A 26,367-nucleotide genomic window follows, 5' to 3' on the forward strand; every position below is an offset into this window, starting at 1 on the left:
GGTCACTGCTCCAGGCTCTGGGGGGTGAGGGGGACGTCCACGGACGGGAAGTCCGCGGAGTCGGTGGGGACGACGACCAGGGCCCGCCGCTCGGTCGCCGACAGCCGGACGACGAGGTGACGGCGCCAGGCGGCGTCGTCCCGGTCGGGGTGGTCCTCGCGCCAGTGGCAGCCGCGGGTCTCGGCGCGCCGCTGCGCGGCGGCGACCAGGACGCGGGCCACGCACAGCAGGTTGGTCGCCTCCCAGGTCTCCACGCCCGGGACGGCGGTCTTGCCGTGGGCCTCCAGCTCGCCCAGGGCGGTCGTGTAGAGGGTCTCCAGCGCGGCGGCCGCCGTGCTCAGGGACTCGGCGGAGCGCAGTACGCCCGCGCCCTCCGTCATGATGCGCTGGATCTCGTACCGCGCCTCGGCGGGCTGGAGCGGGCCGGTCGCGGGGACCGGGATGCCCGGTCCGCCGCCGCCGGGGGCGCGGTCCAGGATGTCGTCGGCGATCCGCTCGGCGAAGACCAGGCCCTCCAGCAGGGAGTTGGAGGCCAGCCGGTTCGCCCCGTGCACGCCGGTACAGGCGACCTCGCCGCACGCGTACAGGCCGGGGACGGTGGTGCGGCCGTGCAGGTCGGTGCGTACGCCGCCGGAGGCGTAGTGCGCGGCGGGCGCGACCGGGATCGGCTCGGTCACCGGGTCGATGCCGTGGGCGCGGCAGGCGGCCAGGATCGTCGGGAAGCGGTGTTCCCACATCTCGGCGCCGAAGTGCCGGGCGTCCAGGTACATGTGCTGGGTGCCCTGCTCCAGCATGCGGCGCGTGATGCCCTTGGCGACGATGTCGCGCGGGGCCAGTTCGGCGAGCTCGTGCTGCCCCACCATGAAGCGGACGCCGTCGGCGTCGACCAGGTGGGCGCCCTCGCCGCGGACGGCCTCCGAGACCAGGGGCTGCTGGCCCTCGGCGTCGGGTCCGAGGAAGAGGACGGTGGGGTGGAACTGGACGAATTCGAGGTCGGACACCTCGGCCCCGGCGCGCAGGGCCAGGGCCACGCCGTCGCCGGTGGACACCGACGGGTTGGTGGTGGCGGAGAACACCTGGCCCATGCCGCCGGTCGCGAGGATCACGGCGGGCGCGTGGACGGCGCCGACGCCGTCGTGCTGGCCCTCGCCCATGACGTGCAGGGTGACGCCCGCGGTGCGGCCCGCGGCGTCCTGGAGGAGGTCCAGGACGAGGGCGTTCTCCACGGTCTCGATGCCCGCCGCGTGGACGGCCTCGACCAGGGCGCGGGAGATCTCGGCGCCGGTGGCGTCGCCGCCGGCGTGCGCGATGCGGCGGCGGTGGTGGCCGCCCTCGCGGGTCAGCTCTATCTCGCCGGTGTCGGCGGAGGTGTCGAAGACGGCGCCGGTCGCGATGAGCCGGCGCACCGCGTCCGGGCCCTCGGTGACCAGGAGCCGTACGGCCGCCTCGTCGCACAGGCCCGCGCCCGCGACGAGGGTGTCGTCCAGGTGCTGCTCGGGCGTGTCGCCCTCGCCGAGGGCGGCGGCGATGCCGCCCTGGGCCCAGCGGGTGGAACCGTCGTCCAGGCGTGCCTTGGTGACCACGACCGTACGGCGGCCCGCGGCCGCGCAGCGCAGCGCGGCGGTCAGGCCCGCGACGCCCGAGCCGACGACCACGACGTCCGCCTCGACGGCCCAGCCGGGGGCGGGGGCGTGCAGCCGTATGCCGGTGCCGCCGGTGCCGTCCGCCGGGATGCCTCTGCCTGTGGTGCTCACGCGTGTGCTCCGAACTCCAATGGGATGTTGTCGATCAGCCGGGTCGCGCCGACCTTCGCCGCGACGGCCAGCACGGCCTGACCGGTGAAGTCGGGGCCGACGTCGGTGAAGTCCTGCGGGTCCACCAGGGCCAGGTAGTCCAGGACCAGCGGCGGATCGTGCCGGCCCGCCTCCTCCAGGACGTGCTGGGCCGCGGCCCGTACGGCGTCCGGCAGGCCCGAACACGCCGCGGAGACGGCGTGCGCGTCCGCGGAGGCCCGGATCTCGCCGAGCCGGGCCAGGCCCGCGGCGCGCTCGTCGCTGGCGGGGGCGGCCTCGGCGCGGGCGCGCAGCGCCGCCTGGGCGGCGAGGCGGTCGCGGCCCGCGAACAGGGCGCGGGACAGGGCGAGGGCGGTGTGCCGTTCGAAGGGGGAGAGGTAGCGGTTGCGGGAGGACAGGGCGAGCCCGTCCTCCTCCCGGACGGTCGGCACGCCGGCCACGTCGACGGGGAAGTTGAGGTCGGTCACCATGCGCCGGATCAGGGCCAGTTGCTGGGCGTCCTTCTGGCCGAAGAGGGCCAGGTCGGGGCGGGTGAGGTGGAGCAGCTTGGCGACGACGGTGAGCATCCCGTCGAAGTGGCCGGGGCGGGTGGCGCCTTCGAGGCGCTCGCCCATGGGACCGGCGGTGATCCGCACCTGGGGGTCGCCGCCGGGGTAGACCTCTTCGACGGCGGGGGCGAACACGGCGTCGGCGCCCGCCTCCTCGGCGATCCGCAGGTCGGCGTCGAGGGTGCGGGGGTAGCGGTCGAGGTCCTCGTTCGCCCCGAACTGGAGGGGGTTGACGAAGACGGTGACCACGACCTGCCCGTCCGGGCCGGCCTGTTCGCGGGCGGTGCGGACGAGGGTGGCGTGGCCCTCGTGGAGGGCGCCCATCGTCATCACGACGGCGCGGCGGCCGGTGCGCGGGAGCTTGTGGAGTTCTTCCGCGGTGTTCAGCAGCAGCGGGCCGGTCATCGGGCGCCACCCTCCGGTTCGGCGGTGTCGGCGAGGACACCGAGCAGGTCCTCGGCCAGTTCGGGCTTGAGCAGGCCGTGCGCGAGGGCGCGGTCGGCGGTGGTCCGGGCCATGGCGAGGTACCCGGCGACGGTGGCGGGGGCGTGCTTGCGCAGCTCGGAGACGTGCGCGGCGACCGTACCGGCGTCGCCGCGGGCGACCGGGCCGGTCAGCGCCGCGTCCCCGGAGCGCAGGGCGTTGTCGAGGGCCGCGCCGAGGAGGGGGCCGAGCATCCGGTCGGGGTGTTCGACACCGGCGGTGCGGAGCAGTTCTATCGACTGGGCGACCAGGGTGACCAGGTGGTTCGCGCCCAGGGCGAGGGCGGCGTGGTAGAGCGGGCGGCTGTCCTCCGCGATCCACTCGGGCTCCCCGCCCATCTCGATGACCAGGGCCTCCGCGGCCAGCCGCAGTTCCTCGGGGGCGGTCACGCCGAAGGAGCAGCCGCCCAGGCGCTGCACGTCGACCTCGGTGCCGGTGAAGGTCATCGCCGGGTGCAGGGCCAGCGGGAGGGCCCCGGCGCGGCGCGCGGGGTCGAGCACCGAGGTCCCGTAGCGCCCGGAGGTGTGGACGAGGAGCTGTCCGGGGCGGACGGCGCCCGTCTCGGCGAGGCCCTCGACCAGGCCGGGCAGGGCGTCGTCGGGGACGGTGAGCAGCACCAGATCGGCCCGCTCCAGCACCTGCGCGGGCGACACGAGCGGGACGTCGGGCAGCATCCGCGCGGCGCGGCGCCGGGAGGCGTCGGAGACTCCGGAGACGGCGACGGGACGGTGCCCGGCCTGCTGGAGCGCGCGGGCCAGCGCGGGGCCTACCCGGCCGGCTCCGACGACGCCGACGGTGAGCCGGGCGGGACGGCCGGACGGATCCCGGGACTCCGTCTGATGGGGTGCGTTCACGCGGGCGATGCCTTCCGTTCCAGTCCGCGGGGGGTACCGGACGATACGCCGCCATGCTAGCCCCTGGGGCCGTGGCGGGGCCGCGCCGACCGGGGGCATGATCGGGCCCATGACCGATGACGAGGAACGCACGAAGCGGCTGGTGGCGGCGGGGCGGGCGGCTGAACGGTCGCTCTCGGGGGGCGCCCGGGACGCGACGGTCGGTGAGCTGCTCGCCGCCCTCGCCGAGGCCCCGTACGACCTGGAACAGCCCCCCGACGTGTACGGCGACGGGATAGTCGCCGAGCTGGAGGCCCGGGTCGCGGAGCTGCTGGGGACCGAGGAGGCGGCGTTCTTCCCCACGGGGACGATGGCGCAGCAGGTCGCGCTGCGCTGCTGGGCGGGGCGGACCGGGAACCCGGTGGTGGCGCTGCACCCGATGAGCCATCCGGAGCGGTGGGAGGGCGGCGCGCTGCCGGTGGTCTCCGGGCTGCGGACGGTCCACCCGACGACGGAGCCGCGGCAGCCGACCGCGCGGGAGGTCACCGACCTGCCGGAGCCCTTCGGCACGCTGATGGTGGAGCTGCCGCTGCGCGACCCGGGCTTCCTGCTGCCGACGTGGGAGGAGCTGGAGGAGCTGGTCGACGCGGCCCGGGAGCGGGACGCGGTCGTCCACTTCGACGGGGCCCGGCTGTGGGAGTGCGCGACCCACTTCGGGCGGCCGCTCGCGGAGATCGCGGGGCTCGCGGACTCCGTCTACGTCTCCTTCTACAAGTCCCTCGGCGGGCTGAGCGGGGCCTGCCTGGCCGGCCCCCGGGGCTTCGTGGAGGAGGCCCGCGTCTGGCGCCACCGGTACGGGGGGCAGGTCTTCCACCAGTTCCCGCAGGCCCTGTCGGCGCTGGCCGGGCTGGAGCGGCGGCTGCCGCTGCTGCCGGCCCGCGTGGCGCAGGCGAAGGTGGTCGCCGCGGCCCTGCGGGAGGGCTTCGAGGAGGCGGGGGTGCCCTGGTTCAAGGTCCACCCGGAGGTGCCGCACACGCACCAGTTCCAGGTGTGGCTGCCGTACGGGGCGGACGCGCTGACGGAGGCGGGCCTGCGCCTCGCGGAGGAGACGGGCACGCTCCTGTTCCGCCGCTGGTCGGCGCAGGGTCCCCCGGGGATGTCGATGACCGAGGTCGAGGTCACGGAGCCGGGGCTGTCCTGGACGGCGGACGACGTCCGGGCGGCGGTACGGGGGTTCGTGGACCGGCTGTAGCTCCCCGGCCGGGCCCCGCGGGGTGGAAGGCCCGGGTCCCGCCCCGGACCCCGGCAGCGCCCCGCCGGGTGGAGGCCCGGGTCCCGGCAGTGCCCCGCCCGGGCCCGCCCCGGGCCTCAGCAGGGCCTCGCCGGGTGGAGCAGGCGGTGCAGGGCCGCGCGCCAGGGGTGGGTGGCCGGGCGGCCGTCGAGGACGGCGCGGAAGCGGGCCTCGGTGCGGACGGAGCGCAGGACGTCCCAGTCGCCCCGGCCCGGCGGCGGGGGCTGGGGGGTGCCGTGCTGGGCGGCCCGGTAGCTGTCGAGGAGGTACTGCTCGGTGGCGGTCATGCATCCACCCTCACCCCGTCGGCGGCAACCCGCACGACGATTGACGCCGACCGTCAATCGAGGCCTCCCACCTGCGCCGGAGCTCCCCCGCCCGTCACCCGGACGGACGGGGCGGGGTGCGTGCTCCCGGCTCCCGCGCGGGCCCGTCCGGGGCCAGAATGGGGCGATGAGCGTCACGATCGACATAGCCGGGCTCCCCGCGGAGCGGATCGGTTTCGCGCCGGCTCCGCTCGCCGAGCTCTGTATGGCCCTGCACGCGCTGTCGCAGCCCGCGCACCACCCCGAGCTCCATTCCTGGACGAACTCCACCAGAGCCTCGCTCGATCCCTGCCTGGCGGAGCGGCTGATCGAAGCCGAGTTCATGTGGCGCAGTTCGTTCTCCGACATCTTCATGGCCTTCGCCGGGATCCCCGGCGGTTCGGGCCGCCCCGGAGCCACCCTGGCCGAGGACCTGGACATCCTCGACCGGATGGACGACGAGCGGTTCGTGATGGCCGCCCTGGAGCACTGCTGGCTCGCGCTCTACAACGAGGGCGGCGGGCCCTCCCCGCTGAAGGACCCGGGCGCGCGGGCCAAGGCGCTGGAGGCGGCTGCCGCGCGCGGCCCCCGTCAGCTGGACTTCTCCATCCGGCTGCTGGACGACACCCGCTCCGTCCGGGTCTGGCTGCGCCGGCTCCTGGAGGACTGCGACGAGGCCTTCTTCGCCGAGACCTGGCGGCGGATCGAGCCGCGGCAGGCGGCGGACGCCCGGCACAAGGCGGAGGTGCTGCGCCACAAGGGGCTGCCGGCGGCGCTGCGGGAGGTGTCCGGGGCGCTGAGCGTGGACGGGGGGCTGACCACGATCACCGCCGACAAGATGGTCAACGGCCAGGCCACGGCCACCGATCCGCGGGTCGGTCCCGGGCTGCTGTTCGTGCCGACGAACTTCGGCTGGCCGCACCTGCTGGTCCTGCACGCGCCCGGCTGGCGCCCGGTGGTGCACTATCCGCTGAACTCGCCCGGACTGGCCCCCGAGCCGGGCTCGGTGGAGCTGCTCGCCCGCCGGATGGAGGCGCTGGCGCACCCGGTGCGGATGATGCTGTGCCGCAGCCTGGCGCGGGCCCCGTACACGACGACCGAGCTGGCGCGGGTCTACGGGATCACCCCGCCGGAGGTGTCCCGGCACCTGGCGGTGCTGAAGAAGGCCGGACTGCTGCACGCCCGCCGCCAAGGCCGTTATGTGCAGCATCAGTTGGATCTGTCCGTGGTCGCTCGAATAGGTTCCGATTTCATCGAGGGCATTCTCCGCTGACCACTCTTCGGACGATGGCCGGATTTCGACGGCGCAGAGTCACCGATATGCGGATTTCACAAACCGGAAGCAGTGAAAACCCTGGCGACAGGGGCCTGTTGGTGCCTAACGTGCGTCCACCACCCACCCCATTGCCCCGCGTGCCGTGAAAGGACCTTCATGCCCTCTCGCCGTATAGCCGCAGCAACCGCCGCACTGGCGGCCGCGGCCCTCGTCTCGCCGCTCCTCCTCGCCGGCCCGGCCGGTGCCACCGCGAGCCCGCAGAGCGATGCCGCCAGGGGTGACGCGCTGGCCAGGAAGCTGGTCAAGGAGGCGACCGGCAAGGGCGCCAACAACCACCTGAAGGTCCTCCAGTCGATCGCCGACTACAACAAGGGCACCCGCGTCGCCGGTTCGAAGGGGCACGTCCAGTCCGCCCAGTACGTCGAGGCCGTGCTCAAGGCGGCCGGGTACAAGGTCACGCGCAACGAGTTCGACTTCGTGTACGTCGAGACGATCTCCGAGAAGCTGAAGGTCAACGGCGCGGCCGGCCGTGACGTCCCGATCAAGCTGATGACGTACACGGCCAGCGGTCCGGCCGAGGGCGTCACCGCGCAGCTCGCGGTCGCCCCGGTCGACGCCGACGGCAGCAACGGCTGCGAGCCCGGCGACTTCGCGGCCGGCACCTTCACGGGCAGGATCGCGCTGGTCAAGCGCGGCGGCTGCACCTTCGCGGTGAAGCAGGCGAACGCGGCGGCGGCCGGCGCGGTGGGCACGGTCATCTACAACAACACGGCGGGCGCCCTGAACGGCACCCTCGGCGACGCCAACGCGGGCAAGGTCCCCACCGGCGGCGTCTCCCAGGAGGAGGGCGAGAAGCTGGCGGCCGAGGCGGCGGCCGGTCCGGTCTCGCTCACCCTGGACATCCGCGAGCTGCGCGAGAACCGCAAGACCTTCAACGTGGTCGCGGAGACGCAGGGCGGCGACGAGAACAACACCGTCTTCCTCGGCGCGCACCTGGACTCGGTGGCGGCCGGTCCCGGCATCAACGACAACGGCTCCGGCTCGGCGGGCATCCTCCAGGTCGCGCAGCGCCTCGCGAGCGAGCAGAAGAAGATCAAGAACAAGGTCAAGTTCGCCTGGTGGTCGGCGGAGGAGTTCGGCCTGCTCGGCTCGGAGGCGTACGTCGCCTCGCTGACGCCGGAACAGAAGAAGCAGATCAAGCTGTACCTGAACTTCGACATGATCGCCTCGCCGAACGCCGCCTACTTCGTCTACGACGGCGACGACTCCGACAAGGTCGGCTCGGGCCCCGGCCCGGAGGGTTCGGCGCAGCTGGAGAAGCAGATCACCGACTTCCTCGACGCGCAGAAGATCCCGCACGAGGGCAGTGACTTCACCGGCCGCTCGGACTACGGCCCGTTCATCGAGGCGGGGATCCCCTCCGGCGGTACGGACACGGGCGCCGAGGGCATCAAGACCCCGGAGCAGGCCGCGAAGTTCGGCGGTCAGGCGGGTGTCGCCTACGACGTGAACTACCACGGCAAGGGCGACGACATCACCAACATCGACCAGAAGGCGCTCGACATCAACGTCGACGTCATCGCGAACGCGGTCGGCCACTACGCCTACGACCTGGCCCCGCTGACGCAGCCGGTCACCCCCAAGCCGAGCACCGGCTCGGGCAACGGCGGCGGTCTGCGCCCGGGTCACGACCACGACGTCACGCAGTAGGCCGCACGGCGGCTCGGCCCGGCCCGGCGGGCGGCCCGGCTAGACCCGGCGGCTCAGCCCAGCCCGGCCCGGCAGCTCAGCCCGGCCCGGCCCGGCCCGGCAGCACGAGCCCGCCAGTACGAGCACAGCGCAGCGCAGCCGCGCAGCGCAGGGGCCGTCATCCCGTCGGGGTGGCGGCCCCCGCCGCGTCCGGGGCCCTCGGCGCCTCGCCCGCCCACCCCTGGGTGACGGCCGCGACCGCCCCGGCGACCTCGGCCAGCCGGCCCGCGTCGGCCCGCACCGAGCGGGCCAGTTCGAGGTGGAGGAAACGGGTTCCCCGTTCGGCCGCCAGTCGGCCCTGCTCGTTGTTGCGCCCCGAGAGGCGGCAGTTCGCGGCCCAGGCCCGGCACGGCCTGATCCCGTGGCCCTCCAGCCGCGCGGCGAGCCGCTCCGCGTCGGCGGCGGCCGTGTTGCCGGACCCGGTGGAGACGACGGCTCCGGCGGCGGGGGCGGAGGAGTCGGCGAACCCGTGGAGCTGGATGCCGGGCAGGCCGCGGCGGGTGAGCTCGGTGACGACGGCGTGGAAGACGGAGTCGGTGCGGTGGGCCATGTCGGCCACGTCCCCGGAGGCGGCGGTGTCCTCCTCCTCGGCCCCGCCCGCGTCGGCTCCGGAGTCGGAGCCGGATCCGGAGCCCGCCTTGCGGTGGGCCCCGGCAAGGACCATGACCCCGCCGGGGGCGCCGCGCAGCACCTGCGCGCCGAGGCGTTCGGTGTCCTGGTCGGCGATGGGGTGCGGGACCTGGACCGACCAGCGCGGGGGCGCGCCGAGGTCGACGTAGACGCGGCCCCAGCCGCGGTTCGCGGATCCGGGGCGGGCGGCCGCGTCGGCGACCTCGGCGAAGCGGCGGCCGTCCGGTCCGTCGGTGAAGGTGTCGAGGCGGTAGTCCACATCGGCGAGCCGGGTACGCGCTTTATCGACATTACCGTCGAAAAGGGCTGATACCCCTTCCATGACGGCGTCCCGTTCCGCCCGCGTCGGTACGCGATAGCCGCCCGTCACTCCGAATTCGGAGGTGAATCGGGTCACCCTCTCCAGCAGCCCCGTGTCCGGGACCACAGGGGAAGGGATGGATGCGGCCCTCTTTTCGGCCACATAAGAAGGTACGAAAGCGACATAAGCGACCCCAGCCATGATCGCCACGCACATGATCGCAACAATCGTTACGTTTTTTGTGAATCTCGCAGTCGTCACTGGCCGAAAATAGCTGAGTGAAATTCACCCCCGTCCGCCCGGCCTCCCCCCGGAGGCGCGCCGCGCTGCTGGCCCTCCCGCTGAGCCTCTCGCTCGCGGGCTGCGGTCTCCTCGGCGGCCCGGCGGGCGGCCCTGCGGGCGGCGGCGCCGCCGGCGGCACGGGCGGCAAGGGCGGGGGCCGTTCCTTCACCGTGGCCGCCGCGGGCGACATCCTCATCCACCCCCAGCTGACCGAACAGGCCGCCCGGGACGCGCGGGCCGCCGGCCACCAGGGCTACGACTTCGACCGGATCATGGCGGGGGTCAAGCCGGTCATCAGCCGGGCCGACCTCGGGATCTGCCACATGGAGGCGGTCCTCGGCAGCCCCGCCGGCCCCTTCCGGGCCTACCCCGACTTCCTCGTCCCGCCGCAGATCGCCAAGACGGTCAAGGCCATCGGCTACGACACCTGCTCGACGGCCTCCAACCACACCCTCGACCACGGCCCCGAAGGGGTCTACGGCACCCTCGACACCCTCGACCGCGAAGGCCTGCGCCACACCGGCTCCGCCCGCAGCCAGGCCGAGGCGGACACCCCCCTGATCCTGGACGTCAAGGGCGTCAAGGTCGCCCAGATCTCCTTCGCCTTCGGTTTCAACGGGCGCGAGCTCCCCCCGGACAAGCCCTGGCTGGCGAACCTGACCAGCTTCAAGGCCATCGCCGCCGCCGAGAAGAAGGCCCGCGCGGCCGGCGCCGACGTGGTCGTCCTCTCCATCCACTGGGGCCGCGAGCACCAGCCCGACCCGAGCAACCAGCAGCTGGACCTGGCCCGCCGGATCGCCCGCGAGACCGGGATCAACCTGGTCATCGGCCACCACAGCCACGTCGTCCAGCCGATGGAGAAGATCGGCGGCACCTGGATCGCCTACGGGCTCGGCAACCAGCTCGCCCGCCACGACGTGCCCGGCGGACTGACCGAGGAGGGCGCCATCGGCTGGTTCGAGTTCACCGAACGCGGCGGCGCCTGGGACGTGCGGGCCAGCTACGTACCCACCTTCACCGACATCCCGCCCGACCCGGAGGCCGCCCCCGGCGCCGACCCGGCCGCCGTGCAGCCCGTGCGCGACCACCGCCTGGTCGACGTCGCCGAGGCCCTGCGCGGCGACGCGCGGCTCCTGCCGCAGCAGCGCGCCCGCTACCGGCTGGCCTTCGAACGCACCCAGGGCACCCTGCTCAACCGCGGCGCCGCCAAGGACGGGCTGCGCGCCCTGCGGGAGCTGCCGGACTGACCCCGTACGTCCCCCCGCCCCACCCCTCCCGCACCTCCCCCCGCTCCAGGAAGGACCCCGCTGTGGCCGCTTCGCGCACCACGCGGCGGCGCAAGGCCCGCCGCAGGGCCGACATGTCACTCCTCGGTGGCATCAGGCCCCCGATCACCGTGCTGTCGGTGCTGCTGCTCGCCCTGGCGGGATTCACGGCGTTCAGCCTCGGCACCGTCCACGAGGACCGGCTGCCCGAGGCCGTGCTCACCTCGCAGCAGCACTTCGCCGAGGACGGCGCGATCGCCCTGCGCGCCTCCCTGGACGAGAGCGTCACCGACCTCGACCGGGCCGCTGCGCTCTTCTCCACCGGCAAGCCCGTCGCCCCCGACGCGGTACTCGACCGCATCGGCAGCGTCTACCAGAAGTGGCGCGGCACCGCCGTCGTCGAGATCGGTTCCGGCCGGCTGCTCGCCGCCCGAGGCGAGAACCTCCCGCTGACCGCCGTCGACCGCACGAAGCTCTCCGGCGCCGACGGCCTGGCCCCCCGCATGGTCAAGATGCCCGGCGGCGAGACCCGGCTGCTGACCCTCTCCCTGCTCACCTGGAAGGACCAGCCCCAGCAGCTGCTGGTGGCCTCCAGCAGCCTGCGCTTCCCCGGCATCAGCCTCGGCAGGTTCCGCTCCATCGCCGTCGTCGGCTCCGACGGCGCCGTCCTGAGCAGCGACGGCATCCCCGAGCCCGAGATGGTCGCCGAGACCCAGCGCGCCGACATCAAACGCGACACCAAACAGCTGGCCTCCTTCGCCAAGGCGGCCGCCAGGAAGACCCGCGCCAACCCCCTCACCGCCAAGGAGCCCGGCTCCGGCGGCTTCCCCGGGGTCAGCGGCAGCCTGCTGGGCGGCGAGTCCGGCGGGGACCGCGCCGCCGCCGGTTACGCGGGCCTCGCCGGCTCCGAGGCGGGCGTCGGCACCACCGCCACCAGCCTGGACCTCACCGTCGTCGCCATGGTCAACGTGCCGCAGAACCCGGCCCGCACCTCCGACGCCTTCGCCGGAATGGTCCTGGCCGGCGCGCTGCTCCTGGTCGGCGCCCTCGTCGTGGCCCTGCTCGTCGCCACCGTGCAGCGCCCGCTGATCGCCCTCTTCCTCGACAGCCGCCGCCTCACCCGGGGCGACCTCACCCGCCCCGTGGCCGTCCCCCGCGGCGCCGAGGCCACCCGGATCGCCGCCGCCCTGGAACGACTGCGCCTCCAGCTGCGCGACGGCGCCCCGGCCGAGCCCGCCGCGTCACCCGCCCGGGCCCGCCGCAAACGCCGTACGGGCGCCCGTACGCTCCTCGCCCTGTGCGCGGTCCTGCTCCTCGCGTGGTGCCTCCCGCTGGGCCTGCTCGTCAACCGGGCCGGGGACGCCGTCGTCGTACCCCAGCAGCTGGTCAACGACCAGCGCGAGCGCACCGACACCCTCAACGACCGGGTCCGCCGCGCCCTGAACGAGGGCCAGGCCGACCTGCTGTCCGTGGCCTCGTCGATGGACGGCGACACCGCCCCCGAGCACATGAGCGCGGTCCTGGAGCGCACCGCCGACGAACACGCGCGCTACCAGTCCCTCTACGTCCTGGACCCCGCCGGCAAGATCCTCGCCCGGGCGGGCGGCACCCCGAAGGCCGCCGACGGCAAGGGGCCCCGCAAGGATCCGGTGGCCCTCGACGACAGCGGCAAGAGCCCCGTGATCGTCGCGACGGCACCGGTCCCCGGCAAGGCGGGCACGGCCGTCGTCGGCGAGCTGCGCATCGACTTCCTCAACTCCCTCCTCAAGCGGCCCGGCCTCGGGGAGATCCGCGTCGTCGACGCCAAGCACCGGATCATCGCCTCCAACGGCGGCTACCGCGCCTTCCAGAAGCTCGACGAGGCACGCCTCGACGCACTCGTCGACGGCTCCGCCCTCAAGGTCGGCATGGCCCCCCGGCCCGGCAGCGTCCTCTACCGCAGCGGCGGCGACCACGTCATCGCCGCCGCCGCGCCGTTCTCCGGCGGCGGCGCGGCCGGGGACCTGAAGTGGACCGTGGTCAGCTGGCAGTCCGCCAAGGGCCTGGCCATCCAGGAGTACAGCCTGCAGAACCGCACCGTCCTCGCCGGGCTCCTCGGCTTCGCGGTCGGCGCGGCCTGCCTGGGCTGGCTCCAGATCATCGTGATCGCGCCGCTGCGCGAACTGGCCCGGCGCGCCGAGGCCCTCGCCGACGGCGACCGGCGCACGGTCCTCTACCCGCGCCACCACGACGAGGTCGGCGCCGTCACCCGCAGCCTGGAGATCATCCGGCAGCAGCTCCAGCAGCGACAGCAGCAGCGCAAGCAGGCCGCCGGACAGCCGTCCGCGCCGGCCGGAAAGAACTGATCCCCCGTGCTCTTCCTCTACTGCGTGCTGCTCGTCTGCTGCCTGATCATGCTGGTCGCGGGCATCGTCGAGCAGCGCCGGCACTTCTCCAACCTGGACCGGATACCGAACCGGGTGCTCGTGAACGGCATCCGCGGCAAGAGCTCCATCACCCGGCTGTGCGCGGGCGCGCTGCGCGGCGGCGGCCTGACGACGGTCGCCAAGACCACCGGAACGGCCGCCCGGTTCATCCACCCCGACGCCACCGAGGAGCCGGTCTACCGCAAGTTCGGCATCGCCAACGTCGTCGAGCAGATCGGCATCGTGCGGCGGGCCGCCGCCTACCGGCCGGACGCGCTGGTCATGGAGTGCATGGCGGTCATGCCGGCGCTCCAGGAGATCAACCAGTCGAAGCTGATCCAGTCGACCATCGGCGTCCTGTGCAACGTCCGCGAGGACCACGTCGCCGAAATGGGCCCGACCCTCGACGACATCGCCCGCTCCCTGTCGCGCTCGATGCCGCACGGCGGGATCTGCGTCACCGCCGAGAAGGAACGGTTCGACGTGCTCCAGGAGGAGGCCGACGCCCGGGACTGCACGCTGGTCTACGCCGACCCGGACACCGTCTCCGACGAGGAGCTGCGCGGGTTCAGCTGGTTCACCTTCAAGGAGAACGTGGCCATCGCCCTCACCGTCGCCGAACTCCTCGGCGTCGACCGGGCGACGGCCCTGAAGGGCATGTACGAGGCCCCGCCGGACCCGGGCGTGCTGTCGGTCGAGCGGTACCTGGCGCCGGGCGGCAAGCGGCTGCGCTTCGCGAACGTCTTCGCGGCGAACGACCCCGAGTCCACGCTGATGAACATCAACCAGCTGCTGGACCTGGGTGCGGTGGACCGCCCGCTGAACGTGGTGATCAACTGCCGGCCCGACCGGGTCGAGCGCAACGGCCAGATGGGCTCGATCGTCCCCGAACTCCAGCCGGACCGGGTGTTCGTGATCGGGCACCCCGCGAAGAGCGCCATCGACGCGATCCCGGCCGAGTGGCGCGACCGCGCCGTCGACCTCGGCGGTGACCAGCGCGACGGCGAGGAGTTCATGCACGAGCTGCTGGGACACCTCGGGGAGAGCTCCTCGCTGGTGGCCATCGGCAACATCCACGGGCAGGGCGAGATCCTGCTGGAGCACCTCGCGGAACTCCCGCCGGACGAGTCCGAGCCGGAACGGGACGCCGAGGAGGGGGCGCAGGAGCCCGCCCCCGTCTTCACGCGCCCGCTCGACCCGTACGCGGAGGACCCGTACGGCCAGGACCCGTACGGCCAAGGCCCGTACGACCAGGATCCGCACCACCGGGGCCCGTACGGCCAGGACCCGTACGCGGGCACCCCGCACCCGCAGCAGCCCCCGTACGCGGGTGCCGGACACCCGCAGCAGCCCCACCCGCAGCCTCCGCACGCCCAGGGCCCGTACCCGCATCCGCACGCCCAGGGCCCGTACCCGCAGGAGCAGCCCCACCCGCAGCCTCCGCACGCCCAGGGCCCGTACCCGCATCCGCATGCCCAGGGCCCGTACCCGCAGGAGCAGCCCCACCCGGGGGCCCCGTACGGGCAGCAGCCGTACCCGGGGCCCTCCGTCGGGCAGCAGTACGCGCGCGCCGCGTACGGGCAGCAGCCCCCGCCGCAGCCCCCGCACGGAGGACCCCCGCAAGGGCGGCCGCCGCAAGGGCGGCCGCCGCAGCCGCGGCCCCCGCGGCCCGCGCCCGACCCCTACGGCATCGGCGCCGCCACGCCGGTCCCGGCCTGGCCGCAGCAGGCGCCGCAGGTCCCCCCGAACGCCCACCCAGGAGAGCCCCGTTGATCCCCGCCGTCCTCACCCCCGAGATCGCCGCGATCGGCATCGCGCTGGGCCTGCTGTTCTCCCTGCTCTGCTACCTCACGACCAACCTCTCCCCCGGCGGCATGATCACCCCGGGCTGGCTCGCGCTCACCCTCATCGAGGACCTCCAGCGCGCCGCCCTCGTGGTCGGCATCACCGTGATGACGTACGTCCTGACCCTGCTCACGCAGAAGTTCGTCATCCTCTACGGCAAGCGCCTCTTCGCCGCCGTCGTCCTCATCGGCGTCCTGCTCCAGGCCACCGTGGTGATCGTGCTCCAGATGGAGTTCCCGCTCCTGTACGCGAACCAGACCCTCGGCTTCATCGTCCCGGGCCTGATCGCCTACCAGCTGGTCCGCCAGCCCAAGGGCGCCACCCTGCTCGCCACCGGCAGCGCCACGCTCATGACGTACGTCGTCCTGACCGCCGGGATCCTGCTCGGCGTCATGCCCAGCGCCTGACGCCCCGCAACTCCACCCTCCACCCACCGCCCCGGAGCCTCCCGCATGACCGCCCCGTCGAAGAAGTCGAAGAAGCCGAAGAAGAAGAGCGGCACCCGCTCCGCGCTGCACACGGTCACCGTGCTCGCGCTGCTGGCCGGCAGCGCCTACTTCACCTACGCGCTGCGCACCGAGGAGCAGGCCAAGACCCCCGCCGTGCACGTCGTCGCCGACCGGAACGGCGCGGGCGGCATCACGGCGGGCTCGAACGGGGCCCAGAAGTGGGAACGCCTCCAGAGCCCCGCCCGGTCGGTGCTGCGCGACGGCAGTGGACAGGTCCTCGGCACCTTCACCGACGGCGCCCGCACCGCCACCCTCACCGGCCCCAGCCGCACCTTCGGCGAGCCCGCCAACACCGCGTCCCGGGTCGTCACCGAGAACTGGGTCCGGCTGATGCCCGAGGCGTGGAAGCAGGGAGCCGAGAACCAGCAGTGGTTCAAGGACTGGTTCAAGAAGTACTACGGGAGCAGCGAGGACGACGTCTTCGCGACGGCCTTCCAGTACGTCGACAAGGCCCCGGTCAAGAAGGACGCCCAGGGCACCCCCTTCGCCGGCGACGCCTCCTTCGGGCCGCTCAACCCCACCGGTTCCGAGGGCAACGACCTGCGCCTGGAGCAGTCCGACTTCTACGACTACCTCGGCAAGCCGTACACCTTCCGCAACGGCGTCACCAAGCAGCCGCAGCCGGCCCGCTACCGGGCGATCGACTGCTCGGGCTTCGTGCGCACCGTCTTCGGCTACCGGGCCCGCTACCCCCTGATGCCCGACGACACCCCCGGCGCCGGCCTGCCGCGCACCGCGAACGGCATCGCCCGCTCCGCGCTGGGCGCGGACGTCATCCCGCTCAAGGGGATCGGCCCCGAGCACCGGCCCACGTCGATCGACGTGATCCAGCCCGGCGACCTGCTGTTCTTCAAGCTCGACGCCCGCACCAAGGACCGCCTCGACCACACGGGCATCTACCTGGGCACCGACTCCGACGGCCACAACATCTTCATCTCCAGCCGCGAAGAGGCCAACGGCCCGACCATCGGCGACAAGGGCGGCGCCTCGCGCCTCGACGGCAACGGCTACTACGCGACCACCCTGCGCAGCGTGAAGAGGCTCTAACGGTCCCCGGCCACGGGCGGCCACGGCGGGATCCCGACCGGCTGCACCAGCCAGCCGAAGTCGCCCAGGCCGCCCCGGGCCGTGAGCTCCGCCGCCTCGCCCGCCGCCGACAGGGCCCGGACGTACGCCGCCGGGTCGGTGGAGGCCAGGGCCAGCGGCGGGCGGCCGCACGGGACGCCGAGGGCCGTCAGCGCCTCCCGCTGGGTGAGCAGGGCCGCCCCCGGCCCCGCGCAGGCGTCGAGCGCCACGTGCGCGGTGACGTCGCAGCCGCCGTCCGGGACCGGCGCCACCTCCCGGCCCTCCCGGAACCCGGTCAGGGTGCCGAACGGGGGCCGGGCCCCGCGGGTGTGGGCGTAGTCCACCGCCACCGCCAGGCCCCGCTCCAGGGTGGCGACGGCCGCCGCCCAGGCCTCGTCACGGGCCCGGCCGATCTCCGCCCTGCCCTCCTCCCCCGCCGCCGCGCCGGGCCACCACCGCTCCAGCCAGGCCCGGTCCGCCGGGTCGAGGGGGCCGCCGGGGGTCTCCGTACCGTCGGGGTCGACCAGGACGTAGCGGCCGTCCTCCACGACGTCGAGGGGGACGTTGTCCAGCCACTCGTTGGCGAACAGCAGGCCCGTCGTCCCTTCTGGGGGCTCCGCCACCCAGCGGATCCGCGGGTCCAGCCCCGCCGGCTCCGCCGCGCGCTCCACCGCGTACGGCCGCACCCGCCCGGCCACCCCGGGGGGCAGCGCCGCCAGCACCCCGGTCAGCAGCTCGCCGCGCCCCGCGCCGACGTCGACCAGGTCGAGCCGGTCCGGGTGCCCGAGCGCCCCGTCGACCGTGCGCAGCAGCCGGGCCACGGCCCCCGCGTAGAGGGGCGAGGCGTGCACGGAGGTGCGGAAGTGCCCGGCGGGCCCGGGACCGCCGGGACGCACGTAGAACCCGCCCGGACCGTACAGCGCGGCCTCCATGGCGGCCCGCCACCGCACCGGTCCCCCGACTCCGCCCTGAGCGCTCATCCCACAAAGGGTAAGGTCACCCTCCACCTTGGGGAGTACGCCCCCGTCACAGGGATCGCACCTGTGGTTGACTCCAGCACCTATCTCCTGTCCCTACTCTGGGTTACGTGCAACGCCTCTACGACTTCATCCGCCGACACCCGACGAGCGTCGACAGCTTCTGGGCCGTCCTCCTCTTCGGGCTGTCGATGCTGATCGTCGCGGACGACTCCGGAGTGGCCGGCACGAGCACCCTGCACCGGCTGCTGGCCGTGCCGTGCGTCATCGCGTTGTGCACCGCCGTCGCGCTGCGCCGCAAGTGGACCGTGGCGATGTTCTGGCTGACGGTCGGGGCGGGCGCGTGGCAGCTGGTGCTGGGCCCGACGGCGAACCTCTTCGACTTCGCGATGCTGGTGGTCCTCTTCACCGTGGCCGCCGGCGACGTCCCGCGCTGGATCTCGCGCACCGCACTGGGCATGGGACTGCTCGCCTCCCCGCTCTACTTCGCGCGGTTCGGCGTGGACAAGGGACCCAGCGGCGCCGAGGCCGTCCTGTTCACCCTGTTCATGATGGTCCCCTTCGCCCTCGCCTGGGTGCTGGGCGACTCGCTGCGCACCCGCCGCGCCTACTACGCGCAGCTCGTCGAGCGGAACCAGCGCCTGGAGAAGGAGCGCGAGGCCCAGGCCAAGGTGGCGGTGGCCGCCGAGCGCGCCCGGATCGCCCGCGAGCTGCACGACGTCGTCGCGCACAACGTGTCGGTGATGGTCGTCCAGGCCGACGGGGCCGCGTACGTCATGGACGCGGCGCCGGAGCAGGCCAAGGAGGCCCTCCAGACCATCTCGGGGACCGGCCGCCAGGCGCTCGCCGAGATGCGGCGGCTGCTGGGCGTGCTGCGCACCGGCGAGCCGCAGGAGTCGGAGGACTACGTGCCGCAGCCGGACGTCGAGCAGATCGAGGTGCTGGTCGAGCAGGTGCGGGCGGCCGGACTGACGGTGGAGTTCGAGGTCGAGGGCACGCCGCGCAGGCTGCCCACCGGCGTGGAGCTGACCGCGTACCGGATCGTGCAGGAGGCGCTGACGAACACGCGCAAGCACGGCGGCCCGGACGCACGGGCGAGCGTACGGCTGGTCTACTTCGACGACGGGCTCGGCCTGCTGGTCGAGGACGACGGGCGGGGCGCGGCGCACGAACTGTACGAGGACGGCGGCGCCGACGGAGCCGGACACGGCCTGATCGGCATGCGGGAACGCATCGGTATGGTCGGAGGAACCCTGGACGCGGGCCCGCGGCCGGGCGGAGGCTTCCGTATCAGCGCGCTGCTCCCGCTCAAGAAGAGATGACGAGGTCGAGGTAACTGATGTCCATTCGCGTGATGCTCGTCGACGACCAGGTGCTGCTGCGCACGGGTTTCCGGATGGTGCTCGCCGCCCAGCCGGACATGGAGGTCGTCGCCGAGGCGGGGGACGGCCTGGAGGCGCTGGAGGTGCTGCGGGCCACGAAAGTGGACGTGGTGCTGATGGACGTGCGCATGCCGCGGCTCGACGGGGTCGAGGCGACGCGGCGGATCTGTGAGCCGGAGGAACACCCGAAGGTGATCATCCTGACCACCTTCGACCTGGACGAGTACGCGTTCTCCGGGCTGAAGGCGGGGGCGAGCGGCTTCATGCTGAAGGACGTCCCGCCGGCTGAGCTGCTGGCGGCGATCCGCTCCGTGCACAGCGGGGACGCGGTGGTGGCCCCGTCCACCACGCGGCGGCTGCTGGACCGGTTCGCGCCGATGCTGCCGACGACGACGCAGGAGCCGCGGAACAAGGAGATCGACCGGCTGACGGACCGCGAGCGCGAGGTCATGCTGCTGGTGGCCCAGGGCCTGTCGAACGGCGAGATCGCGGGGCGGCTGGTGCTCTCGGAGGCCACCGTGAAGACCCATGTGGGCCGCATCCTGACGAAGCTGGGCCTGCGCGACCGGGTCCAGGTCGTGGTCCTGGCCTACGAGACGGGCCTGGTCCGCGCGGGCGGCCTGTAGCACCGGCGGGTCCCGGTCCGGCGGGTCCCGGTCCGGCGGCCGCCCCGCGCGGTGGCCGTCAGACCGTGGTGCCCAGGTGGGTCATGAGGGTGGACAGGGTGTCCCAGGCCGCCGGGTCGGTGCCGTCGCCCAGGGCGTAGTGCAGGCCCGGACGGCGGGCGGGGCCGATCGTGGACGGGCGCAGGGCCAGCGGCGGGCGCCGGGCGTGGGTCAGGGTGGCCTCGGCGACGCCCGCCCCGCCCAGGGTGAACGACACCGGCAGCGGGGGCCGGCCGAAGTGCGGGGTCACGCTCAGGTCCCGGCGGCCCGGCCCGACGGAGGCGAGCATGCTGACCAGGCCGTGCCCGTCGGCCAGCGTGCCGGCCAGCCCCGCGAGGGCGTCCAGCGGCGCCGGGTCGGCGGGGCCGTACCCCAGGGTCAGGGTGACGTCCTCCTCGACCCCGGCCGCCGTGCGGGTCACCCGTACGACGGCCAGCGCGTCCGCGCCCACCACCGTGAGCAGGGTCGGCTCCGGCGCCCGGCCGCGCGCGAGGTCGGTCAGCTGCCGGGGCGACCAGGGCAGGTTCACCGGCTCGGCGGTGCCCCAGCCGGCGGGCGGCCCCCCGGTCAGGGCCCGCCAGGCGGCCTCCACGGAGCGGCCGAGCAGCAGTTCCCCTTCGGCCGGGTGCTCCGTGCGGAACTGCACCGTCAGCCGGTGTCCGCCCGCTTCCGCCTCGTCGGCCCGCACGAAGGCGGCGGCCGCCCGGGGCTGCCCGTCGGCGTCGCGGGTGGGGGCGAAGGTGCCGTCCTGCCAGCTCAGCACCGCCCCGGAGAGGCCGTCGTAGTAGCCGCACTCCGGGTCCTGGACCACCCACCGGTTCGGTGCGCCGCTCAGCACGGTGCGCAGCGGCAGGCTGAGCCGGCAGTGGGCGGGGGTGACGATGTGCAGGGCCGCGCCGAAGCCGGCGGTGGTGCGCAGGACGTCGGAGAGCCAGGCCGTCAGCGGGATCACGGGCCGGTCCGCGAGGACGACGGCGGTGGACTCGGTGACCACGTCGACGGTGGGCAGGGCCCCCACGGGCGCGGGCGCCGCGGAGGCCTCGGAGGTGACGGGGACGGCGGTGACCCGGCCCGCGCCCGGGGGCCAGACGGCGCCGCCGAGGACCTCGGCGAGCCGCCCGGCGACGGCGCCGGCGAGGTCGGCCGCCTCGGGGACGGCGGTGGAGGCACGGGTCTCCGTCCACCAGACGGGGACCCGCGCGGGAGTGCCGAGGAGCCGTTCGGTCTCGCCCGGGACCTGGACCAGCACCGGTGCTTCGACCGAGACCAGGGGCCGGCCGCCCGCGCCCAGCAGCTGGATCACGGCCCCGTCGGCGGCGGAGGCCGCGTCGAGCTCGGTGCCGCCGCCCGCGAGGGCCACGAGCAGCGCGGCGGTGTCGGGCATCTTGGGGGTGAGGGCGATGACGTCCTTGGTCACGGTGTCAGGGTGCTTCCTGGGTGAGGGGGGCGGCCAGCGCGGTCTGCACGGTCTGGTGCGGCCGGCCGCGCCGGACGAGCGTGCCGCGGCCCGGCGGCTGCGCGCTCGCGTAGAGCTGCGGGAAGAGCTGGCCCTCGGAGCGTTCGCCGTTCATGACGAGCGCGGTCGTGCCGGACTCCCGCAGGGTGGTGAGCAGCGGTTCGTACAGGGCCCGGGAGGAGCCTGCGACGCGCCGGGCGATCACGAAGTGCAGCCCGATGTCCTGGGCGGACGGCAGGTAGGGCACGAAGGCCTGGAGCGGCTGCTGTCCGGCGGTGGTGAGGATGTCGTAGTCGTCGACGAGGACCACGATGCGCGGGCCGGTGAAGCCGGGGCCCTCGCCCGGGTCGGCGTCGGGGTCCATGCCGTCCTCGGGGAGCCGCTTGTCGAGTTCCTTGGCGATGCCGGCCGACAGCGCGCCGGCGATCTTCGCGTTGTGGGCGTAGCCGCCGCGGTAGGGCTCGGGGACGACTCCGCGCAGCCCGCGCCGGGGGTCGTAGACGGCGAAGACCAGCTCCTCCTCCCCGTGGCGCGCGATGAGCTGGCGTGCGACGAGGGAGAGGAGGTTGGTCTTGCCGCATTCGTTGTCGCCGAGGATCAGCAGGTGCTGGTCCTGCCCGAAGAGGTCGAGCAGGACGGGCGCGAGGACGTCCTGGTCCACGCCGATGGGGATCCGGTGCGGCTCCTCGTCGGCCGAGGGGAGCCGGTCGGCGGGCAGCCGGGCGGGCAGGACCCGTACGGGGGAGGCGATGTCGCCGTGCCAGGTGGCGCGGACGGTGGCGGCGGCCTCCTCCAGGGCGGCGGCCAGGTCGGTGGTCCCGGCCCGGGAGTCGATGCGCGGCAGGGCGGTCTGCGCGAAGAGCTTGCCGTCGGTCAGGACGCGGCCGGGGGTCTCCGGGGAGATGGTCTCGGACAGTTTGCGGTCGATGGCCGAGTCGGAGGCGTCGCCCAGGCGCAGTTCGACGCGGCTGCCGAAGAGGGACTGGTTGGCGATCCGGACGTCGTTCCAGCGCAGCATGCCCGCGACGACGTGGATGCCGTAGCCGCCGCCCCGCTTGAGGAGGTCGGTGACGGCGTCGTCGAGTTCGGAGAACTCCTCGCGCAGGGCCCCGTACCCGTCGACGAGCAGGACGATGTCGGTGGAGGCCAGCTCGGGCAGTCCGCCTCGGGAGCGCAGGCGCCGCAGCTGGTCGACGGAGTCGATGGAGTACTCGCGGAAGAGCGCCTCGCGGGCGGCGAGCATGCCCCGCACCTCCGCGACGGTGCGGGCGGCCCGTTCCCGGTCGGCCCGGCCGGCGATCCCGCCGACGTGCGGGAGTCCGGCGAGCGCGGCGAGCCCGCCCCCGGCGAGGTCGAGGCCGTAGACGGCGACCTCCTGCGGGGTGTGGGTGAGCGCGAGGGACAGGGCGATGGTGCGCAGCAGGGTGGTCTTGCCGGACTGGGGTCCGCCGGTGACGGCGGTGTGCCCGCCGGCCACCTTCAGGTCCAGCTCCCAGGGTCCGCGCCACTGGCGGGCCGGGTCGTCGAGGACACCGAGCGGTACCCGCAGCGGGGGGCGGTCGGCGTCGCCGAGGCGCAGTCCGCGGTCGGTGACGGACAGCGGTCCGGCGGCGGCGTCGAGGGAGACGGCGTCGGGCAGCGGCGGGAGCCAGATGCGGCGTACGGGCGGGGCGGCGTCGGCGAGCTGGTCGACGATGACGCCGAGCACGCTGGGGCCGGTCTCGCGGGCGGTGGCGGTGGGCTTCTCCTCGGCGGCTTCGGCGGGACCGGTGCTGTCGCGGAGGGTGTTGAAGGCCGGGTAGGGCAGGGCGAGGGGGCCTTCCCCGGCGCGGTCGCGGTCGCCGGCCGGGCCCCGGTAGCGGCCGGAGACGTAACCGGCCTTGAAGCGGGTGTAGGTGGAGGTGTCCACCTTGAGGTAGCCGAAGCCGGGCAGCGGCGGCAGCATGAAGGCGTCGGTGGTGTCGAGGACGGTGCGCGACTCGTCTGCGGAGAAGGTGCGCAGGCCGAGCCGGTAGGACAGGTAGGTGTCCAGGCCCTTGAGCTTGCCGCCCTCGATGCGCTGGCTGGACAGCAGCAGGTGCACGCCGATGGAGCGGCCGATGCGGCCGATGGACAGGAACAGGTCGATGAAGTCCGGCTTGGCGGTGAGGAGTTCACCGAACTCGTCGATGACGACGAACAGGTGCGGCAGCGGCTCCAGTTCGGGGTTCTCGGCGCGCAGGACGGCGTAGTGCCCGATGTCGGCGACGTGGCCGGCGTCCTTGAGGACCTGCTGGCGGCGCTTGACCTCGCCCGCGAGGCTGGTGTGGACGCGTTCGACGAGTCCGGCCTGGTTCTCCAGGTTGGTGATGACCCCGGCGACGTGCGGGAGCTTCTCGAAGGGTGCGAAGGTGGCGCCGCCCTTGTAGTCGACGAGGACCATCGCGAGGTCCTCCGGCGCGTGCGTGGCGACCAGGGCGAGGACGAGCGTACGGAGCAGCTCGCTCTTGCCGGAGCCCGTCGCGCCGACGCACAGCCCGTGCGGGCCCATGCCGAGCTGGGAGGACTCCTTGAGGTCCAGCAGGACGGGGCCGTGCCGGTCGTCGATGCCGATCGGGACGCGCAGGAAGTCCCGCTCGCCGCGCGGCGCCCACATGCGTGCCACGTCGAGGGCGGCGGGGTCGTCGATGCCGAGCAGGCCCATGAAGTCGACGGGTCCCGAGACGGGGGTGCCCTCGGCGACGGACTCGGCGGACAGCCGCAGCGGGGCGAGCATCCGGGCGAGGCCCTCGGCGGTGGCGGGGCCGAGCTGATCGCAGAGGCCCTCGGCGGCGGGGGCCTGGGGGGTGCGCAGGTCCCGGACGGTGACGTGGGGGCCGTCCACGGTGATCCGTATGGTCACCTCGTCGGGCTCGTGGACCTGCTCGGCGAGCAGGTGGAGCACGGTGGTGTTCATGTCGGCGAGGCCCACCGCCGTGTCGGGGCGGGGCAGTTCGACGGCGTTGTCCCCGTACTCGTCGCTGACGACGAGGAGCCGGCCCGCGAGGGCCAGCGCGCGCCGGTCGGACAGGCCCCGGCGCACCTCGGCCGCGTAGGAGGCGCGGCGGCGCAGCTCGGGGGCGAGGACCTCGGCGAGCTGCGGCAGGCTGGGGGCGATCCGCCGGGCGGCGACCGGTCCGTCCTGTTCCTGCGGGTCCAGGACGTGCGGGAGCCACTTGGCCCATTCCCAGTCCGTGTCGAGCCGGTCGCCGGGGACGCCGAGGGCGATCGCGACGTCGTCGGGGGCGTGCAGGACCGCGGTGTGGACGAGCAGGGCGCGGGCGACGCGCAGGACGCCTTCGCGGTCGCCGACGACGCTGATGTTGCCGGCCCGGTCGAGGGGCACGGTCAGCGGGAAGTCGCTGGCGCGGGCGAAGCGGGCCATGAGGGCGCCGGCCTCGTTGAGCATGAACCGGTCGGGCGGGGTGAGGACGCCTCCGGCGCCCGCGCCGAGGGCGAGCGGCTGGACGGCGACCTCGCCGGTGCCCAGGCGCGGGCACAGGAAGTCGGGGTCGCTGCGGCGGCGTTCCCACAGCCGGGCCGGGTCGCGCACGAGGTCGTAGAGGGCCTCCGGCGGCGGGTTGAGGCGGCGGGCCTCCTCGCGGAGCCGCTTCTCGCGGGCGCCGAGTTCCTCGCGCTGCTCCTCCAGGTACTCCAGGTAGCGCTCGCGCTGGGAGCGGCGGGTGCGCTGGGCCTTGCCGCGCTGGGACCAGAACATGGCGATGGCGCCGACCAGCGCGACGACCAGCACCATCGCGCCGACGGCGGCGAACTGGCTGTTGCGGATGACGGTCATCATCACGACCGAGCCCATCACGCCGGCCATCGGCAGGAGGGCGGTGGCCGGGCTGCCGATCTTGCCTTCGGGGAGGTTGGGCGGAGCCTCGACGGTGTGCGGTTCGGCGGGGGCGGGGGGCAGGGTGCCCCGGGCGGGCCGGTGGACGAGCTGCTGGGTCACCGGGCCGCACCGGCCGCCGGGAGCGCGAGGGCGCGCTGGAGTACGTCCGCGGCGAGCCGTACGGCCGCCTGCCGGGTCTCGGCGCCGAGGAGTTCGGTGCGGACGGCGCCGCCGGAGGCGAGGTGGCGGTCGTAGGGGAGGACGACGACCCCGGCGCCGGTGGCGCGCAGTTTCTCGGCGGCCTTGCCGAGGTCGACGGCCGGGTGCGGGGACTGGCAGGTGAGCACGACGACGGTCCGGGGCAGCACGGGCACGGGGAGGGAGGCCAGCCAGTCGAGGACGGCGTGGGTGGAGACGAGGCCCTCGGCGGTGGCGGGGGTGGTGAGCACGCGGGCGTGCGCGGTGTCGAGGGCCGTGCGGGCCACCTCGCCGGGGAGGGTCTCGCAGTCGACGACGGTGACGCCGAAGTAGCGGCGCAGGGCGACCATCACGGTCCGGTACGTGGCGACGTCGACCTGGGCGCCGATGCGGCCCTGGCTGCCGGGCAGCAGCCAGCCGCCGTCGGCGAGCGGGACGAGGTAGCCGGTGATGTCGGTGAGCTGCATGGAGGGGCGGACGATCTGGGCGACGTCGCCGCAGGTCCAGCGCAGGGACTCGACCCCGAGCCGGACGGGGAGGGTGCCGAGGGCGGCGTCGGCCTCCAGCGTGAGCACCGGGTCGTGGCGGTAGTGGTTGTACGTGCGGCTGAGGAGCGCGGTGACGGTGGTCTTGCCGGAGCCGCCGCGGATGCTGGTCACCACGATCTGGCGGCCGGTGGTGACGGGCTGCTGCACCTGGGTGGCCAGGCCCGTCTCGATGGCGACGGCCCGCGCGGCGGAGGACCCGAGCGCCCCGCGCAGCGCGCGCAGCGCGCGCCGCCCCGCGGGGTCCCCGTGCCGGGGCCGGCCGGCGGCCCCGGTGGCGGGGACGGGGACGGTCTCGGGGGCGCGGATGCCCTGCGGGGCCCCTGCCGGGGCGGACGCCGGGTAGGGGTACGGGGCACCGCCCTGCGGCACCTGCCCCCGGCCCCCGGTCCCGGCCGGCGCACCGGGGGCGCCGGTGAACCGGCCCCGGTCCTCGGCCTGCGGCTGCCCGCCGGGGGCGCCGGGGAAGCGGCCCCGGTCCTCGGCCTGCGCCGAGGGGGCCGGGAAACGGTCGGGGGCGGTGGGCTGTGCCGGGGCGGCGTTGCCGGGGTGGTGCGGTATCGGGGAGTGGGCGGGGGTGGACGGGCCCTGGCCCTGGCCCTGGCCCGTGCCCGGTTCCCCGGCCCGCGCGGCAGCACTCGGCGCGCCCGTCAGTTCACCGAGGACCCCGGCCTGCCAGTCGTCACGCCGGCTCTGGCTCATGTCTGA

19 protein-coding genes are annotated in these 26,367 nt (G+C 74.4%); 10 read left to right on the plus strand and 9 right to left on the minus strand.

Features of this window, described 5'->3' with window-relative positions:
* Positions 1–2: 2 nt before the first annotated feature.
* The 3 genes from ABZW32_RS22725 to ABZW32_RS22735 are packed head-to-tail and all read right to left on the minus strand — an operon-like array spanning position 3 to position 3,678.
* Positions 3–1,754, minus strand: coding sequence for an L-aspartate oxidase (locus tag ABZW32_RS22725; protein WP_356218492.1), 1,752 nt, complete (start codon positions 1,752–1,754; stop codon positions 3–5).
* Positions 1,751–2,746, minus strand: a complete 996-nt coding sequence (gene panC / locus ABZW32_RS22730; RefSeq protein ID WP_356218494.1) for a pantoate--beta-alanine ligase — start codon at positions 2,744–2,746, stop codon at positions 1,751–1,753. Before panC ends, ABZW32_RS22725 begins: the two co-directional genes overlap by 4 nt.
* Entirely contained in the window at positions 2,743–3,678 is a 936-nt protein-coding gene (locus ABZW32_RS22735) for a DUF2520 domain-containing protein (protein ID WP_356218496.1), read from the minus strand. Before ABZW32_RS22735 ends, panC begins: the two co-directional genes overlap by 4 nt.
* Positions 3,679–3,787: 109 nt before the next feature.
* Here ABZW32_RS22735 and ABZW32_RS22740 point away from each other — a divergent pair, with 109 nt between their 5' ends.
* Positions 3,788–4,909: a beta-eliminating lyase-related protein gene (locus ABZW32_RS22740; RefSeq protein ID WP_356218498.1), complete on the plus strand. Its 1,122-nt coding sequence runs from the start codon at positions 3,788–3,790 to the stop codon at positions 4,907–4,909.
* Positions 4,910–5,025: 116 nt separating this feature from the next.
* On the opposite strand, the gene ABZW32_RS22745 is transcribed toward ABZW32_RS22740, so the two are convergent.
* A complete protein-coding gene (locus ABZW32_RS22745) occupies positions 5,026–5,235 on the minus strand; it encodes a hypothetical protein (RefSeq protein ID WP_356218500.1) in 210 nt (69 codons plus the stop codon).
* A gap of 166 nt (positions 5,236–5,401) precedes the next feature.
* Here ABZW32_RS22745 and ABZW32_RS22750 point away from each other — a divergent pair, with 166 nt between their 5' ends.
* Both ABZW32_RS22750 and ABZW32_RS22755 read left to right on the plus strand, forming a co-directional pair.
* Positions 5,402–6,526 (plus strand): DUF5937 family protein, encoded by a 1,125-nt coding sequence (locus ABZW32_RS22750; protein WP_356218502.1) that lies wholly within the window; start codon positions 5,402–5,404, stop codon positions 6,524–6,526.
* A 159-nt stretch (positions 6,527–6,685) separates the two neighbouring features.
* Positions 6,686–8,239, plus strand: a complete 1,554-nt coding sequence (locus ABZW32_RS22755) for a M28 family metallopeptidase (RefSeq protein ID WP_356218504.1) — start codon at positions 6,686–6,688, stop codon at positions 8,237–8,239.
* 157 nt (positions 8,240–8,396) lie between these two features.
* Here ABZW32_RS22755 and ABZW32_RS22760 read toward each other — a convergent pair whose 3' ends face one another.
* Complete coding sequence (locus ABZW32_RS22760; RefSeq protein WP_356218506.1) at positions 8,397–9,230, minus strand: hypothetical protein; 834 nt, start codon at positions 9,228–9,230, stop codon at positions 8,397–8,399.
* A 257-nt stretch (positions 9,231–9,487) separates the two neighbouring features.
* Here ABZW32_RS22760 and ABZW32_RS22765 point away from each other — a divergent pair, with 257 nt between their 5' ends.
* The 5 genes from ABZW32_RS22765 to ABZW32_RS22785 all read left to right on the plus strand — a co-directional run bounded on the left by ABZW32_RS22765 (position 9,488) and on the right by ABZW32_RS22785 (position 16,562).
* Positions 9,488–10,738, plus strand: coding sequence for a CapA family protein (locus tag ABZW32_RS22765; RefSeq protein ID WP_356218508.1), 1,251 nt, complete (start codon positions 9,488–9,490; stop codon positions 10,736–10,738).
* A 113-nt stretch (positions 10,739–10,851) separates the two neighbouring features.
* Positions 10,852–13,101, plus strand: a complete 2,250-nt coding sequence (locus ABZW32_RS22770; RefSeq protein WP_356218537.1) for a cache and HAMP domain-containing protein — start codon at positions 10,852–10,854, stop codon at positions 13,099–13,101.
* A gap of 6 nt (positions 13,102–13,107) precedes the next feature.
* Positions 13,108–14,934: a poly-gamma-glutamate synthase PgsB gene (gene pgsB, locus ABZW32_RS22775; RefSeq protein WP_356218510.1), complete on the plus strand. Its 1,827-nt coding sequence runs from the start codon at positions 13,108–13,110 to the stop codon at positions 14,932–14,934.
* Positions 14,931–15,413: a poly-gamma-glutamate biosynthesis protein PgsC/CapC gene (locus ABZW32_RS22780; RefSeq protein WP_030236898.1), complete on the plus strand. Its 483-nt coding sequence runs from the start codon at positions 14,931–14,933 to the stop codon at positions 15,411–15,413. Before pgsB ends, ABZW32_RS22780 begins: the two co-directional genes overlap by 4 nt.
* 45 nt (positions 15,414–15,458) lie before the next feature.
* Entirely contained in the window at positions 15,459–16,562 is a 1,104-nt protein-coding gene (locus tag ABZW32_RS22785) for an NlpC/P60 family protein (RefSeq protein WP_356218512.1), read from the plus strand.
* Here ABZW32_RS22785 and ABZW32_RS22790 read toward each other — a convergent pair.
* The gene (locus tag ABZW32_RS22790) at positions 16,559–17,560 is read right to left on the minus strand and encodes an SAM-dependent methyltransferase (RefSeq protein WP_356218514.1); all 1,002 of its coding nucleotides are present in this window, start codon (positions 17,558–17,560) and stop codon (positions 16,559–16,561) included. The genes ABZW32_RS22785 and ABZW32_RS22790 overlap by 4 nt on opposite strands.
* A gap of 107 nt (positions 17,561–17,667) precedes the next feature.
* Here ABZW32_RS22790 and ABZW32_RS22795 point away from each other — a divergent pair, with 107 nt between their 5' ends.
* Together ABZW32_RS22795 and ABZW32_RS22800 are read left to right on the plus strand one after the other, a co-directional pair.
* A complete protein-coding gene (locus ABZW32_RS22795) occupies positions 17,668–18,879 on the plus strand; it encodes a sensor histidine kinase (RefSeq protein WP_356218516.1) in 1,212 nt (403 codons plus the stop codon).
* A gap of 17 nt (positions 18,880–18,896) precedes the next feature.
* Positions 18,897–19,565 carry a response regulator transcription factor gene (locus ABZW32_RS22800; protein WP_030236908.1) on the plus strand — a complete coding sequence of 223 codons (669 nt, stop codon included), beginning with the start codon at positions 18,897–18,899 and terminating at the stop codon, positions 19,563–19,565.
* A gap of 58 nt (positions 19,566–19,623) precedes the next feature.
* Here the strand turns inward: ABZW32_RS22800 and ABZW32_RS22805 are convergent, their stop codons facing one another.
* From ABZW32_RS22805 to ABZW32_RS22815, 3 genes are read right to left on the minus strand one after another with little or no spacing between them, the layout of a single operon-like run.
* Complete coding sequence (locus ABZW32_RS22805; RefSeq protein WP_356218518.1) at positions 19,624–21,021, minus strand: DUF6177 family protein; 1,398 nt, start codon at positions 21,019–21,021, stop codon at positions 19,624–19,626.
* 4 nt (positions 21,022–21,025) lie between these two features.
* Positions 21,026–25,036: a type VII secretion protein EccCa gene (eccCa, locus tag ABZW32_RS22810; protein WP_356218520.1), complete on the minus strand. Its 4,011-nt coding sequence runs from the start codon at positions 25,034–25,036 to the stop codon at positions 21,026–21,028.
* Positions 25,033–26,361 (minus strand): hypothetical protein, encoded by a 1,329-nt coding sequence (locus ABZW32_RS22815; protein ID WP_356218522.1) that lies wholly within the window; start codon positions 26,359–26,361, stop codon positions 25,033–25,035. Before ABZW32_RS22815 ends, eccCa begins: the two co-directional genes overlap by 4 nt.
* Between the last annotated feature and the right edge of the window lie 6 nt (positions 26,362–26,367).

It is taken from the genome of Streptomyces sp. NPDC004667 (assembly GCF_040609475.1).
GTDB lineage: Bacteria > Actinomycetota > Actinomycetes > Streptomycetales > Streptomycetaceae > Streptomyces.

Excerpts from the sequence above, each read along its gene's own strand:
- ABZW32_RS22760 (WP_356218506.1), bottom strand. The coding sequence starts at position 9,230 with ATGGAAGGGGTATCAGCCCTTTTCGACGGTAATGTCGATAAAGCGCGT.
- ABZW32_RS22815 (WP_356218522.1), bottom strand. The coding sequence starts at position 26,361 with ATGAGCCAGAGCCGGCGTGACGACTGGCAGGCCGGGGTCCTCGGTGAA.
- ABZW32_RS22770 (WP_356218537.1), top strand. The coding sequence starts at position 10,852 with ATGTCACTCCTCGGTGGCATCAGGCCCCCGATCACCGTGCTGTCGGTG.
- ABZW32_RS22755 (WP_356218504.1), top strand. The coding sequence starts at position 6,686 with ATGCCCTCTCGCCGTATAGCCGCAGCAACCGCCGCACTGGCGGCCGCG.
- panC (WP_356218494.1), bottom strand. The coding sequence starts at position 2,746 with ATGACCGGCCCGCTGCTGCTGAACACCGCGGAAGAACTCCACAAGCTC.
- ABZW32_RS22790 (WP_356218514.1), bottom strand. The coding sequence starts at position 17,560 with ATGAGCGCTCAGGGCGGAGTCGGGGGACCGGTGCGGTGGCGGGCCGCC.
- ABZW32_RS22785 (WP_356218512.1), top strand. The coding sequence starts at position 15,459 with ATGACCGCCCCGTCGAAGAAGTCGAAGAAGCCGAAGAAGAAGAGCGGC.
- ABZW32_RS22750 (WP_356218502.1), top strand. The coding sequence starts at position 5,402 with ATGAGCGTCACGATCGACATAGCCGGGCTCCCCGCGGAGCGGATCGGT.
- ABZW32_RS22740 (WP_356218498.1), top strand. The coding sequence starts at position 3,788 with ATGACCGATGACGAGGAACGCACGAAGCGGCTGGTGGCGGCGGGGCGG.
- ABZW32_RS22800 (WP_030236908.1), top strand. The coding sequence starts at position 18,897 with ATGTCCATTCGCGTGATGCTCGTCGACGACCAGGTGCTGCTGCGCACG.
- ABZW32_RS22745 (WP_356218500.1), bottom strand. The coding sequence starts at position 5,235 with ATGACCGCCACCGAGCAGTACCTCCTCGACAGCTACCGGGCCGCCCAG.